This is a genomic window from Streptomyces sp. NPDC102437 (assembly GCF_044765565.1).
Classification (GTDB): Bacteria; Actinomycetota; Actinomycetes; order Streptomycetales; family Streptomycetaceae; genus Streptomyces.
This window is the reverse complement of sequence record NZ_JBIWKI010000006.1, coordinates 107850-120588: the sequence shown is the minus strand read 5'-3', so window position 1 is coordinate 120588 and position 12739 is coordinate 107850. Positions and strand designations below refer to the sequence as shown.

13 protein-coding genes and 1 pseudogene are annotated in these 12739 nt (G+C 69.9%); 6 read left to right on the top strand and 8 right to left on the bottom strand.

The genetic code is table 11. The features are described from left to right. Positions 1 to 20: 20 nt before the first annotated feature. Positions 21 to 539 (bottom strand): GNAT family N-acetyltransferase, encoded by a 519-nt coding sequence (locus ACIRJP_RS10255; RefSeq protein ID WP_404170715.1) that lies wholly within the window; start codon positions 537 to 539, stop codon positions 21 to 23. 97 nt (positions 540 to 636) lie between these two features. Here ACIRJP_RS10255 and ACIRJP_RS10250 point away from each other — a divergent pair, with 97 nt between their 5' ends. Further along, entirely contained in the window at positions 637 to 1923 is a 1287-nt protein-coding gene (locus ACIRJP_RS10250; protein WP_072485638.1) for a geranylgeranyl reductase family protein, read from the top strand. Positions 1924 to 2029: 106 nt separating this feature from the next. On the opposite strand, the gene ACIRJP_RS10245 is transcribed toward ACIRJP_RS10250, so the two are convergent. The 4 genes from ACIRJP_RS10245 to ACIRJP_RS10230 form a co-directional block, all read right to left on the bottom strand. Continuing rightward, complete coding sequence (locus ACIRJP_RS10245) at positions 2030 to 3181, bottom strand: abortive phage infection protein (RefSeq protein WP_404170712.1); 1152 nt, start codon at positions 3179 to 3181, stop codon at positions 2030 to 2032. A gap of 129 nt (positions 3182 to 3310) precedes the next feature. Further along, on the bottom strand, positions 3311 to 3838 hold the full coding sequence (locus tag ACIRJP_RS10240) for a GNAT family N-acetyltransferase (protein ID WP_404170709.1): 528 nt from the start codon (positions 3836 to 3838) through the stop codon (positions 3311 to 3313). A 212-nt stretch (positions 3839 to 4050) separates the two neighbouring features. Beyond that, complete coding sequence (locus ACIRJP_RS10235; protein ID WP_404170706.1) at positions 4051 to 5268, bottom strand: MraY family glycosyltransferase; 1218 nt, start codon at positions 5266 to 5268, stop codon at positions 4051 to 4053. Positions 5269 to 5432: 164 nt separating this feature from the next. Then, a complete protein-coding gene (locus ACIRJP_RS10230) occupies positions 5433 to 5789 on the bottom strand; it encodes a hypothetical protein (RefSeq protein WP_404170703.1) in 357 nt (118 codons plus the stop codon). A 255-nt stretch (positions 5790 to 6044) separates the two neighbouring features. Here ACIRJP_RS10230 and ACIRJP_RS10225 point away from each other — a divergent pair, with 255 nt between their 5' ends. Beyond that, positions 6045 to 6449: an ATP-binding protein gene (locus tag ACIRJP_RS10225; protein ID WP_404170700.1), complete on the top strand. Its 405-nt coding sequence runs from the start codon at positions 6045 to 6047 to the stop codon at positions 6447 to 6449. 94 nt (positions 6450 to 6543) lie between these two features. Next, positions 6544 to 6741, top strand: a pseudogene (locus tag ACIRJP_RS10220) (transposase); the annotation flags it as partial. A 10-nt stretch (positions 6742 to 6751) separates the two neighbouring features. Here ACIRJP_RS10220 and ACIRJP_RS10215 read toward each other — a convergent pair. Then, positions 6752 to 7717 carry an NAD(P)-dependent alcohol dehydrogenase gene (locus ACIRJP_RS10215; RefSeq protein ID WP_030578233.1) on the bottom strand — a complete coding sequence of 322 codons (966 nt, stop codon included), beginning with the start codon at positions 7715 to 7717 and terminating at the stop codon, positions 6752 to 6754. 108 nt (positions 7718 to 7825) lie between these two features. On the opposite strand from ACIRJP_RS10215, the gene ACIRJP_RS10210 reads away from it, so the two are divergent. The 3 genes from ACIRJP_RS10210 to ACIRJP_RS10200 all read left to right on the top strand — a co-directional run bounded on the left by ACIRJP_RS10210 (position 7826) and on the right by ACIRJP_RS10200 (position 9795). Next, positions 7826 to 8506: a helix-turn-helix domain-containing protein gene (locus ACIRJP_RS10210; protein ID WP_363088379.1), complete on the top strand. Its 681-nt coding sequence runs from the start codon at positions 7826 to 7828 to the stop codon at positions 8504 to 8506. Positions 8507 to 8818: 312 nt separating this feature from the next. Then, positions 8819 to 9208, top strand: coding sequence for a hypothetical protein (locus ACIRJP_RS10205; protein WP_404170697.1), 390 nt, complete (start codon positions 8819 to 8821; stop codon positions 9206 to 9208). Then, positions 9205 to 9795 carry a TetR/AcrR family transcriptional regulator gene (locus ACIRJP_RS10200; RefSeq protein WP_404170694.1) on the top strand — a complete coding sequence of 197 codons (591 nt, stop codon included), beginning with the start codon at positions 9205 to 9207 and terminating at the stop codon, positions 9793 to 9795. Before ACIRJP_RS10205 ends, ACIRJP_RS10200 begins: the two co-directional genes overlap by 4 nt. A 23-nt stretch (positions 9796 to 9818) precedes the next feature. Here ACIRJP_RS10200 and ACIRJP_RS10195 read toward each other — a convergent pair whose 3' ends face one another. Both ACIRJP_RS10195 and ACIRJP_RS10190 read right to left on the bottom strand, forming a co-directional pair. Beyond that, positions 9819 to 11201, bottom strand: a complete 1383-nt coding sequence (locus tag ACIRJP_RS10195; protein ID WP_404170691.1) for an acyltransferase — start codon at positions 11199 to 11201, stop codon at positions 9819 to 9821. A 160-nt stretch (positions 11202 to 11361) separates the two neighbouring features. Then, positions 11362 to 12570 (bottom strand): MFS transporter, encoded by a 1209-nt coding sequence (locus tag ACIRJP_RS10190; RefSeq protein ID WP_404170688.1) that lies wholly within the window; start codon positions 12568 to 12570, stop codon positions 11362 to 11364. Positions 12571 to 12739 lie beyond the last annotated feature (169 nt).

The window sequence follows — 12739 nt, the reverse complement described above, 5'->3', positions numbered from 1 at the left end:
CCGAGTTCACGGCGCCGGTGTCACAGGGCCAGCCGGAAGCAGACCACTTCCCGGCCCGCCCCCGGCGTCGTGAAGCTTTCCGCCCGCTCCATCCCGAGCCGCCGGGCCACGGCTATGGACCGTTCGTTCCCCGCGTCGATCGTCGCCACCACCCGCTCCACCCCGGCCGCGCGCAGCCGCTCCAGCGTGAGGAGCGCGGCGGCGGTGGCGTAACCCCGGCCCCAGGCGCTTCGGGCCAGCCGCCAGCCGATCTCGGTCTCGCCGACCGGCCCGTAATCGGCGCGCGGCCACGGCTGGGCGCCCGTGAACCCGGCCACCTCGCCGTCCTCGCCCAGCACCGTCCACAGGCAGTAGCCGAGTTCGGCGTCGAGCCGGCGCTGCCGGGCGGTCCACTCCTCGTACATCGAGAGCTCCTCCGACGCACCGCCGAAGAACTCCATCACCTCCGGATCGTCGAACGCGCGATGCCAGGAGAGCGCGTCCTCGTCGGTCGGGACGCGCAGCTGTACGGAGGGAGCACCGGGAAGCACGGTCGACATCTGGGAGCCCTTCGGAAAGTTGATCAGCGGACCCCCATAGACTGCATGGGACAGGTGCCGCGCGGCACGTGATTTCGAGTCTTCGGGAGATCCGACCGTGACCGAGCAGCCCCTCTCCGAACACAGCGCGGATGTGATCGTCGTCGGGGCAGGCCCGGCCGGCTCCACGACGGCGTACTACCTGGCCAAGGCCGGACTGGACGTCCTGCTCCTGGAGAAGACGGCGTTCCCCCGCGAGAAGGTCTGCGGCGACGGCCTCACCCCGCGCGCCACCAAGCAGCTCGTCTCCATGGGCATCGACATCTCCGAAGAGGCCGGCTGGCTGCGCAACAAGGGCCTGCGCATCATCGGCGGCGGTGTCCGTCTCCAGCTGGACTGGCCCGACCTCGCCTCGTACCCGGACTACGGGCTGGTCCGCAAGCGCGACGACTTCGACGAGCAGCTGGCCCGCCAGGCGCAGAAGGCGGGCGCGCGGCTGTACGAGCGCTGCAATGTCGGCGCCCCGATCGTCGACGACCGCACCGGCCGCATCACCGGCGTCAACGCGAAGCTCGGCGAGGAGAAGACCCCGGTCACCTTCCACGCCCCGCTCGTCGTGGCCGCCGACGGCAACTCCACCCGGCTGTCGCTCGCCATGGGCCTGCACCGCCGCGAGGACCGCCCGATGGGCGTGGCCGTCCGCACGTACTTCACCTCGCCCCGCCACGACGACGACTACCTGGAGTCCTGGCTGGAGCTGTGGGACCGCCGCGGGCCCCAGGACCGCCTGCTGCCCGGCTACGGCTGGATCTTCGGCATGGGCGACGGCACGTCCAACGTCGGCCTCGGCATCCTCAACTCCTCCTCCGCGTTCAAGGAGCTGGACTGGCGCGAGGTCCTCAAGGCGTGGTGCGCCTCGATGCCGGAGGACTGGGGCTACACCCCCGAGAACATGACGACGCCGATCCGCGGCGCCGCCCTCCCGATGGCCTTCAATCGCCAGCCGCACTACACCAAGGGCCTGCTGCTCGTCGGTGACGCGGGCGGCATGGTCAACCCGTTCAACGGCGAGGGCATCGCGTACGCCATGGAGTCGGGCCAGATCGCCGCGGACGTCATCGTCCAGGCCCACGCCCGCGCGACCCCCGCCCAGCGCGAACTGGCCCTGAACAACTACCCGAAGGTGCTCAAGGAGACCTACGGCGGCTACTACACGATGGGCCGCGCCTTCGTGAAGCTGATCGGCAACCCGAAGGTCATGAAGGTCGCCACCCAGCGCGGCCTGACGCACCCGCTGCTGATGAAGTTCACCCTGAAGATGCTCGCCAATCTCACCGACCCCACGGGCGGCGACGCGATGGACCGCATCATCAACGGCCTGTCCAAGGTGGCCCCGAAGGCCTGAGCAGCCCCCCCTTCTCCTGGCGTCAAGTCGGATTTCTGGTCCGGGAAGAGCTCTCCCTCTTCCCGGACGTGACCCGTCGGCAGGGTGCCGCTTTCGCCGACGCCGGTCAGCGGCGGCCCGTCCGCCCGTAGCACCGCGCCAGTGCGTGGAAGGCCTGCTTCGGTTCCCAGTGCCAGTCGGACTCCGGGTCGTCGAACCGGTCCTTGATCGGCTTCACGACCGCGTAATTAGCCATGTCCAGGTCGTAGCGCGGGACGGGGGAGTGCGGGGCGTCGGCGGTGATGAACTCGAAGGCCATCGCGGCGTACAGGCCCATTTCCTCGAAGACGCCGAGAAGGTCGGTGAGGTAGGCGGCCTGGGTTCGCTCACTGCGTACCAAGTCGCCTTTGATCTCCGGCGGTTGCTTGGTGTAGTCGACCGTGTCCCATCCCATGCCGCCCTGCTCGGGCGCCCCCGCATACGTACACGTGCCGAACTCCGTGATCGCCACCGGCTTTCCCCAGCGCAGGTACGAGCGCAGCTCGCGCACGTAGTCCGCGCGGTCGGGGAAGTACGAGTAGTAGTCGATGCCCACGATGTCGAAGAGGTTCCAGTCGACCTCGTCGTCCTGCGCGGCCGCGTACGAGAGCTTGCCGCCGAAGACCGACCGTCCGACCGACGCGGCCCGTGCTGTGAACTCGGACAGGCAGCGCATCATCTGCTCCGGGTCGAAGTTCCCGGCCATCAGATTGCGGATCCGTTCCTGTGCGTCGTCGCCGGGCACGATGCCCGGCACGAACAGCCAGAACTCGCACCCCACGCTCAGATCGGCCCGCGCGCCCTGGCGGCGCAGCCGCTCCAGGTGCCGGCCGGTCTCCGCGAGGTGGTCGAGGATCTCCGACGCGGCGCGGTCGCCCAGGGTCGGCTGGAGCCAGATGTGCAGGCCGAGCTCGGCGGCCTCGGACGCGGTGGCGTTGAGACGGTCGACGCCGTCGCCCGTCACCTCGATCGAGGTGGCGTGCAGATCGTTCCTGATGGCACGGAGGTCCTTGCGCATGCGGGCGGTGCTCCACGCGGTGCCGGGGGTCTCGCCCGCGCCTACCGTGTAGCAGATCCCTCGGTGCTTCAGTCCGCCGCTGCCTCGGCGGTCGGCCGTGGCGGCCGCCCAGGCCGACGGCCCGGTCAGGAACGATCCGGCTGCCGCCGCGGCCCCGACCGCCCCAGCTCCGGCCAGGAACCCTGCCCGGCTGATTCCCCCGCTGCGCCCGTCGCGATGCACTCTGACTCCCCGTATGGTCGGCGGTTCGTGTGTCGCCGCCAGTCTGCGGAGCGGGGGCGGGTGCGGGCGTCCCCCGAAAGTCTGCGGATGCGCGACCAAAGGATGAACCCGGCGTCCGGAACGGCTACTTCAGTCGCCGAGGATCCGCTCCCACAACAGCCCGTCCCGCCAGCTTCCGTCGAGAAAAATCGAGGAGTGCGCGACGCCGTACGGGCTGAACCCGTTGCGGCGCAGTACCCGCTGCGACGGCAGATTCTCCAGGCTGGTGGACGCCTCGGCGCGATGCAGCCCGAGTTCCTCCGTCATCACCCGGAGCACAAGGGCGACGGCGTGGCCGGCGTGCCCTTGATTCTGGGCGACGCCGGCGATCCAGTATCCGACGGAGCCGCGGCGCAGGTGCGGCTGCGAAAGGATGCCTCCGACGGTGACCTGCCCGATCACCTGGTCGTCGGCGAGCACCACGCCCGGCCAGACCGTGCCGGCCCGGTATCCGGCCAGCAGGCTGTCGATTCGCTCCGCCTGGCCCTCCGGGGTGAAGAACGCGGCGGGCTGGGCCGGTTCCCACGGCCGGAAGGCCTCGAAGTCGCGCACCCGATGCGCGGCTATCGGGGCGGCATCGGTGGGCTCGATCAGGCGGATCACGGTGCTGTTGCGCATGGGCTGATCCTCGTCGCGGTGCGTCGGATGAAACGGTCAGCCTATGCGGGCCGCGAGAGCCGCCACCGTGTCCGGCGGCCCGGCCCGCGTGACGCCGGATACCGCAGGCGCTGCCGACGCAGCCCCGCAGCGCAATCCGCCCCAGGGCCCGGTCCTGCCCTGATCCGCCGGACAGGCCCCGGGCCGCGCCCTCGGCGGCCGGAGCACCGCGCTCACCTGGACGGGACCCGGCGCTCCTCCTCGACCTCGGCGCGCCTCCCGCCGGAGGCGACCACGCGGCCCCCGGACCTGCGCGGCAGCAGGCGACGGGTGAGGCCGGACGCGTAGCGGGGCTGGAGCAGCAGGAACAGGCCCACCGCGCAGACGGACGCGACCCCGAAGAGCATCCAGGACTTGGCGCCCCGCGCCGAGTAGGCCACGATCCCGAACGAGAACAGCGCCGACCAGAAGTACATGAGCAGCACGGCCCGGCGGTGCGAGTGGCCGAGCTGGAGCAGACGGTGGTGGAGGTGGCCCTTGTCGGCGGCGAAGGGGGACATCCCGTTCCACGTACGCCTGATGACGGCGAGCACCAGGTCCGCGACGGGCAGCGCGATGACGGACAGAGGAAGCATCAGCGGAATGTAGACGGGCACCATCGCGGCCGACCCGGACGTGCCGTCCACCGACTGCTTGAGGAGGCTCGGGTCGACCTCACCCGTCACCGAGACCGCGCACCCGGCGATGAGCAACCCCAGCAGCATCGAGCCCGAGTCACCCATGAAGATCCGGGCCGGGTGGGAGTTGTGGACCAGGAAGCCCAGGCACATGCCCGCCAGGATCGCGGAGATCAGCGTGGTGGACGCGGCTGCCTCGATCCCGTAGCCGTACCAGAGCCGGTACCCGTACAGGAAGAACGCCGCCGCCGCGATGCCCACCGTGCCCGCCGCCAGCCCGTCGAGCCCGTCGACGAAGTTGACCGCGTTGATGGAGACGACGATCAGCCCCACGGTCAGCAGGGTGCCCTGCCAGTCGGAGAGGTAGATCCCGTCGGTGCCCGGCACCGGGAGCCAGAGAATCGTCAGCCCCTGGAAGACCATCACTCCGGCCGCCAGAACCTGGCCGCCGAGCTTGACCAGCGCGTCCACGCCCCATTTGTCGTCGAGTACGCCGAGCAGACAGATCAGTGCCGCGCCGGACAGCAGCGCCCGTGGCGTCGAGCTCTGGGTGAAGATGTCTTCCAGGTGCGGCAGGTGGGAGGCGACCAGCAGCCCGGCCAGCAGCCCACCGAACATGGCCATGCCGCCCAGGCGTGGAGTGGGCTCGCGGTGCACGTCGCGCGCCCGGACCTCGGGGACCACTCCGATGGAGATCGCGAACTTTCGTACGGGGCCGGTCAGGAGATGGGTCACGGCCGCCGTGATGAACAGCATGAGCAAGTAGTCCCGCACGGGCGGCCTCACATTCCGGCCCAGCGGGCCGATACCTGAGCCCGATCGATGCCCTCGCTGCGCCCCGGCGAGCCTAACTCATACGTAGTTCTGTGCGACGGGGAGCGGGGTGGGGTGGCGGTGCAGGCGCCGAGCGATACGTACGTCAGTGGGCGGACGTGCCATTAGATGTGCCGGCCGCCGTGCAGCATGAGCGTGAACCCGCAGGTCTCGCCGCGGTGGAGCGCCCCCAGGGCCTGCACCCAGCCGCCCTGGTCCGCCCAGTGGTGGGCGCGGATCAGTTCGCGCGGCGTGAGGCCGAAGAGGTGGTTCGCCCGGAGCTGGACGCGGATGGCGCGGACGGCCTCCTGCGGTGTGGCGAGGATGCGGAGGTCGATCGGTTCGGGGACGAAGTCGGTGGCGGGGGCGTAGCGGAGGGCCTCGAACCGGTGGCCGTGTTCGACGGCTGGTCGTAAGGGGGTGAGGGGGGTGCGCATGGTCGACCGTCCGATCGCTGCGAGCACGCCAAGTGGCGTGGGCATGGGCCCTCCCCTTCGTGCGGGTACGAGTGTGCCGCCCAGTCGTGCCACTGGTCCACTCGTATGGGTGCTACGGCCGTCACAATGTTGCGCCGTCCCACTGGTGCCCTAGCGTCCAGTGCTGTCGAGCCCAAGGTCGGTCAGGCCCGAAGTGCAGCCGCCCGTAAGCGAGTTGAACGTTCACGGAGCTCGGCCAATGCCACGGGCCACGCCCACCGCACGACCCCCGGAGACCACCTCACGCAGGGAGACCGCGCCATGACCCCCGCAACCGCTCCTCCGTCACCCGCCCCCTACCTCCCCCAACGCGGCGAGCGCTACCGGCTCGTCGTGCCGAACGCCCCCACCGCCCCCAAGATCGTGCGGGACTTCGTGGCGACGGTGCTGTGGGTCGCCGAACACCCGCATCTCGTCGACGACGCCCGGCTCTGCGTGAGCGAGGTCGTCGCCAACGCCTACTGCCACACCGACTCGCCGCAGATTCGGGTGGAGGTCACCGTCAATCACCGGCAGGTGACCGTGTACGTGACGGACGACGAACCCGGTTCGACGCACTGTCCCCGCACCGCCGTGCAGCCGGACAAAGACGAGCACGGCAGGGGGCTCCTCCTCGTGGACGGACTCGCCGCCCGGTGGGGGACCACCGCTTACGGAGCGCAGTGACCGCACTCGAAGACGGTGTCGTTCACCCTCTCCGCTGCGAGCGCGGCTAGGGCCTGTTGCGAAAGTGGATCTTGGTCGTGGACGATCACGCCCTGTGGGGCGTGGTGATCTGACGAATGGACAGTGGGCCCGGCTTGAGCCGTTGTTGCCGCAGGGCATCAAGCCGGGCCGTCCGCCGGTGTGGACGCGACGGCAGCTGATAGACGGCATCCGGTGGCGGACCCGTACCGGTGCTCCCTGGCGTGATGTGCCGGAACGCTACGGGCCCTGGGAACGGGTCTACGACCTGTTTCCAACAAACCCTAGTCGACCCTGACCACGTACTTGCCCTGCACCCCGCCCGCCTCCAGCGCCCGGTGTGCGGCCGCTGTCTCTTCCAGCGGGAAGACCGTGTCCACCGCCGGCCGCAGCTTCCCCTCTGTCACCTGGCGGGCGAGGTCGTCGAAGAGCGCACGTTCGGGGTTGCCGCTGAAGAAGCGCACCCGGCCGCGTCCGTGGACGGCGCTGGCCGCGATGTAGCCCAGCGAGGCGGCGGGCCGCGTCAGGTCGAAGGCGATGGTGACCATGCGTCCGCCCGGTTTCAGCATCCGCCGTACGGTACGCAGGTCGGTGCCCGCCGTGTCGAGGACCACGTCGAACAGCCCCAGTTCCGCAGGGGACACGGTCCGGTGGTCGACGGCGTGGTGGGCACCGAGCGTACGGACGAAGTCGAGGTTGGCAGCGCGGGCCAGGGCCGTGACCTCGGCACCGTACGCCTGTCCCAGCTGGACGGCGGCGTTGCCGACGCCGCCCGCCGCGCCCCGTACAAGCAGCCGTTCGCCGGGGCGCAGTGCGGCCTTGTCGCGGAGGGCCGTGACGGCCGTGGTGGCCACCGGCAGCGCGGCAGCGGCTACGAGGTCCAGTCCGTCCGGGACCCGGCCGAGCCGCTCGGGCCGTACCGTCACGTACTCGGCGGCGCTGCCGAATCCGGAGCTGCGGCCCAGGACGCCCCACACCTGGTCGCCGACCGCTACGCCGGTCGCGCCGGTGCCGAGTGCGGCGATCTCGCCAGTGAAGTCCAGCCCGATGCGCTGCGGGAACTTCCGGCCGGTGATGAGGCGGGCCCGACCGGAACGGGCCGCCAGTTCGCCGCCGTTCACGCTGAACGCGCGCACGCGCACGAGGACCTCGCCGGGTGCCGGTCCGGGACGTGGCACCCGGCCCACATACAGCACCTCGGGGCCGCCGAAGCGGTCGAACAGTACGGCTTTCATCGTGCGGTCGTCCATCGTTGCGTTCTCACCTTCGCCACCAGTGGCCGTGCGGGGGATCGTGGCGCCGAGCGTAGGCTGGCAAGCGGACGAGATCGTCCATTTGACCGGAGGTGAGAGACAGCGGTGGGGGAATCCTCTCGGATCGCGGGGCAGGACAGTCTGCGGGCGGACGCCCGGCGCAACCGGCGGCGCATCCTTTCGGCTGCCCGCGTGGTCTTCGCCGAGCACGGCATCGACGCGCCCATGGCGACCGTGGCCCGGCGGGCGGGGGTCGGCGTGGCGACGTTGTACCGGCGTTTCCCGACGCGGGACGCACTGGTGCGGGCCGCGTTCGCGCACCAGATGGACACCTGCGCTCGGGCGCTCACCGAGGCGCTGGCCGACCCCGATCCGTGGCAGGGCTTCCAGCGACTGGTCGAGACGGTCTGCGAACTACAACGGGAGGAACGGGGCTTCCCGGCCGCGTTCGTCGCGGCCTTTCCGGACAGCACGCGAGAACACGCGCGGGTACGGGAACAGGCCGAGCGGGACTTCATCACCCTGGTCCGCAGGGCTCAGGCGGCGGGCGTGCTGCGGGCCGACTTCCACCCCTCCGACTTTGCCGTGGCCCTGTTGTCCCACTGCGGTCTGGTCACCGCATTGCCGGATGACCGTGCCGCGTCCCGGCGTCTGGTGGCGTACTTGCTCCAGTCGTTCCGCGCCGAGGCGGCCCACGGAGCGCTGCCGGCGCCGAGCGCACTGTCGCTGCGCAGTCTTCCGCTCGCGGCCCACGGCTCCCAGGGACAGCGGTCCTCCGGAGCCTGATACGAAGCGGCGCCTGCCGCGTGGCCGCCCTTCGGGTGACCGCGCCACTTTCGCAACAGGCCCTAGTAGTACTCCAGTCTGACTTCGTGATCTTGTCGCAGACCCGGCTGGGAACAGGTACGGCCACCGCGTGATCATCGGGGGTTGTGTGGACTCCCGAAGATCGTGCGGTGGCCGCAGGCCATAGCGTAGACCCTGCCCGCTGGCGGGCGATGTTCCGCACTGGAGTACTAGCCTCTCCATTTGATTTGGACGACCGTCCAGGACTATCGTCCAAATCGACGGCCAACTCCGCACGTATCGGAGAGTGTGATGAATCAATCCTTGCTTGCGACCGTGATCGCGGCACTCCTGGTCTGGGAGGCGCTCCTGCTGATTCCCATGGTCCCGGGGAAGCTGATCGACACGAGGGACTTCTCTCCGCTTCCCCGGTGGCAGTACAACAGCTTCAACGTGTTCCTGACCTCGCTCGGGCTCGCCAGCTTCGTGGTGGCCGGGTTCGCCATGACCGGCCGGCACTGGGCCTTCGTGGCGGCGCTGGTGCTGAGCCTCGGCTACATCGCGGTCTTCGCGGCGGACCTCGGCGCGGTGTTCCCCGTCGTGCCCGACCCCCTGCCGGTGCAGTTGCTCGTTCTCGAAGCCATCGCGCTGGCCTCGGCCGGTGTGATCGCCGTGATCGCGATCCAGGGGGTACGGCTGTGAGCAACGAGTCCACGGGCCCCTCGCGCGGGACGGACACGCGCGAGAAGATCATCGAAGCCGCGGCCTCCCTCATTCCCGAGCTGGGCTGGGGCGATGTGAGCAGCCGACGGGTGGCGGAGCGCGCGGGTGTGAACACCGGAGTGATCCACTACCACGTGGGGAGCATCGGCGAACTCCGGCGCATCGCCGCCGTACGGAAGATCCGCACGTTTTTCCTCGACCGGATCGACGAAGCCCTGTCGCAGACGGATCCGGCCGTGGCCGTGGAGATCATGCTCCGCGCGTTGTCCGCCAATGATCCGCGTGATCCGGAGCTGCTGCTGCTGTACGAGTCGCTCGTCGCCGCGAGCCGCGACGACGAGCTGCGCACCGAGATCGCCGCCTTGCTGGCCGAGTTGCGTCGGCGGCTGTGCGACTGGTTCGCGGCCCGCGGCGTCTCGCGTCCGCTCACCGTCGCGGTGACCCTCACGGCGGCGATCGACGGCTACCTGCTCCAGCGGTCGCTCGACCCGTCCGTCGAACCCGGCCCCCTCATCGAGGGACTGGTAAGCCTGGTCCGGCAACAGCTCGCAGCCGACGACTCCTGAGGCGCGGACGGGCGAGGGCCTCATCAGCCGCCCTGCCGCGAGAGAACCCGGGCATCTTCATGGCGCACCGCCCGCTGAACGGGCACGGTGCGGATGTCCTGGACATCAGCGACAGCGACAACCGTCCCACGGGCCTTCTTCTCCCGTACGACGAGCAGCCCGGCCACCACCAGCACCACCCACAGCACCGGGCCGACCGGGTTTCCTGGGGCGATGAACCCCTGCGCGGCAAGTCCGAGGAGACCGCCGGCGGAAAGCACCGCCGCGAGAACGACCTTGCCGAGGCTCATTTCCGATGCCGTGCCGGAACGGCGGCGGAATTCGAACCGGCCGAAAATTCTGGTGAAGCACAGCAGGAAGAATCCCGAGGCGACGACCCACAGCGGGGCCACCGCGAACCACATCGGGCTGCCCGGCGTCGGCGTCGCGAATCCGAGTCCGACAATTGCGATTCCCGCCGTCATCACGAGCGCGGGCATGTGCCAGAGATACAGGGTCATGAAGCGAGTTCCGCACCACTGAAGTACGGCGGTGGCCATGGGACGTTCGGCGAATCGCGTGATGACCGGCTTGAGCGTCAGCCACAGGCCGAGCTGGCCGATCGTCAACGACAGCATCACGGCGGTCGGCGGGCTCATGTTGGAGACCGGGGCCCCGGGCATTCCGATCATGGACGCCGGGTAGGGGCCGAAGAACACGGCGGCCGCGGTGAGTCCGAAGCCGACCGCGGCCAAGCCCGCCGAAGCCCACCCGCTCCGCATGCGCAGGCCGCCGTCGGCGTAGTGGAAGCCGAACTGGTGGGCCGCCAGCCAGACGAACAGGGCGTTCAGGAAACCGATCGCGGGGCTGAACTCGAAGCGCAGTACGTCGACGGCCAGGGCACAGACGGCGAGTGCGCCGACCACCCGCCAGCCGAACCGGCGGTAGAACGAGAACATCACCGGCGTGAGCGCGACCACGAGCACATAGACGGCGAGGAACCAGAGCAGCTGCCCGGCGATTTTGCCCGCCATCAGCACCGGCTGCTCAGGCACCCCCGCGCCGATCAACGCGTGGGGCAACAGCAGCCACACGGCCGCCAGGGGCACGACCGGCACCAGGAGGCGCGCAATTCTGCTCCGGAGCCAGGTGTTCACCGATTTCACCGACCGGAACGAGAAGAAATTGGCGGCGCCACCGGCGAAGAACACCATGGGCATGATCTGCGTCAGCCATGTGACAATCCACCAGCCGGGACTCGCGAGAGCATTTCCGGTACTCAAATGCCCATTTTCATAGGCCAGTACGGGCATGAGCCAGTGCTGGGAAATCACGGCCAGCACGCACAGTGCTCTGATGACGTCTATGAATGGATCGCGACCGCGACTGCTGCTGCGGCCGAGCGAATGAGCGTGGGTTTGCTGCATGTAAACAGCGTGGCGTCAGCAGGCGATACGCACAGTGAAGCGGCCCCCCGAATTGGTCGGGGGGCCAGCACTTCGTGCCATGGTGGGGTTCTCCCCACCGGCCCTGAGCCGGGGCGGTCCGACCGGGCCTCCTTCGTCCGGGCACCTCTTGGAAGCTGTCTCAATTGGCGAACCGCCGCCCGGACCACGGCCCCACCACGACCAGCACCAGAGCCGCGACCGCGCCGCCGAGCGGCATGACCACCGACACGGACAGGTGGTCCAGGACGGCTCCGCCCGCCAGGGCGCCGAGGGCGAAGGTCGCCTGGAAGGACGCGGTGAACAGGACGGACGCCGCTTCGGGTGTGTCGGGTGCGGCCTTGGCGAACCAGGTCTGCGAGCAGACCGGCACCGCACCGTAGGCGACGCCCCAGACGATCAGCAGCGCGACGGCTCCGGCCTCCCACCTGCCCAGGACCGGGAGCAGCGCGGTCGCGGCGGCGATCAGGCCCGCGGCGAGGGAGACCGCGAGGCGTGGGCGGCGCGTCACGAGCGCGCCGCCGACGAAGTTGCCGACGATCCCGGCGGCGCCGTAGACCAGCAGGAACACCGTGGTCAGCGCCGGACCGGCATGTGTGACCCGCTCCAGGAAGGGGGTGACATAGGTGTACGTCGCGAAGTGCGACAGAACGATGAGAAAGGTGATGAGCAGGGCGAACCGGGTGCCGGGCCGGGCGAGCACGGTGCCCAGCAGGCCCGCGCGGGTGGCCTGCGTCGGCGGGAGGGGCGGAACCACCAGGAGCATCAGGGCGAGTACGGCCACGCTCAGCACCCCCAGGACCACGAACGCCGTCCGCCAGCCGGCCAGGCCACCGATGAACGTACCTGCGGGGACGCCGAGTACGGAGCCCAGCGGGACGGCCGAGAAGATCACCGCTGTCGCCCGGCCGACCGACGCCGGGCGGACCAGCCGTCCGGCCAGTCCGGCCCCGATGGACCAGAAACCGCCGATGGTGACCCCGACCATCACCCGGGAGACCAGGACGAGGCGGTAGTCGGTCGCGGCGGCGACAAGGAAGTCGGCCAGCGCGAGCAGGAGCATGAAGGCGCAGAGCATCACGCGACGGTCGATGCGCGCCGTCGCCACCGTGACCAAGGGGGCGGAGACCGCCGCGAGGAGTCCGGGCATGGTCATCATCAGGCCCGCCGTGCCGTCCGAGACGGCGAAGTCGGACCCGATCGACGTGAGCAGGCCGATGGGCAGGATCTCGGTGGTGACGATCGAGAAGATGCCCAGCATGACGGAGAGGACGGCGAGCCGGCCGCGTAAGGGGGTGCGGGCCGGAAGGACGGTGCGTTCGGAGGGGGCGGTGGCCGCGGCGGTGTTCATGGTGCCGTCCTGTGCTCGGTGACGCGAGGGCTGTTCGCCCCAGTTCACAAGCGGCGGTGGACGGTGTCCGGCAGGTTCGCGACATCAACGCCGTCGGGCGGGGTCGAGGTCGCTTTCTCGCCGGAGGCCGGACACTTTTCGCCGGAGGACCGGACACAGCGAAGGGCCG

Coding starts and splice junctions, on each gene's coding strand:
- ACIRJP_RS10230 (WP_404170703.1), bottom strand. CDS start 5,789: ATGCCCACGCCACTTGGCGTGCTCGCAGCGATCGGACGGTCGACCATG.
- ACIRJP_RS10190 (WP_404170688.1), bottom strand. CDS start 12,570: ATGAACACCGCCGCGGCCACCGCCCCCTCCGAACGCACCGTCCTTCCG.
- ACIRJP_RS10255 (WP_404170715.1), bottom strand. CDS start 539: ATGTCGACCGTGCTTCCCGGTGCTCCCTCCGTACAGCTGCGCGTCCCG.
- ACIRJP_RS10215 (WP_030578233.1), bottom strand. CDS start 7,717: ATGGACGACCGCACGATGAAAGCCGTACTGTTCGACCGCTTCGGCGGC.
- ACIRJP_RS10240 (WP_404170709.1), bottom strand. CDS start 3,838: ATGCGCAACAGCACCGTGATCCGCCTGATCGAGCCCACCGATGCCGCC.
- ACIRJP_RS10205 (WP_404170697.1), top strand. CDS start 8,819: ATGAATCAATCCTTGCTTGCGACCGTGATCGCGGCACTCCTGGTCTGG.
- ACIRJP_RS10225 (WP_404170700.1), top strand. CDS start 6,045: ATGACCCCCGCAACCGCTCCTCCGTCACCCGCCCCCTACCTCCCCCAA.
- ACIRJP_RS10195 (WP_404170691.1), bottom strand. CDS start 11,201: ATGCAGCAAACCCACGCTCATTCGCTCGGCCGCAGCAGCAGTCGCGGT.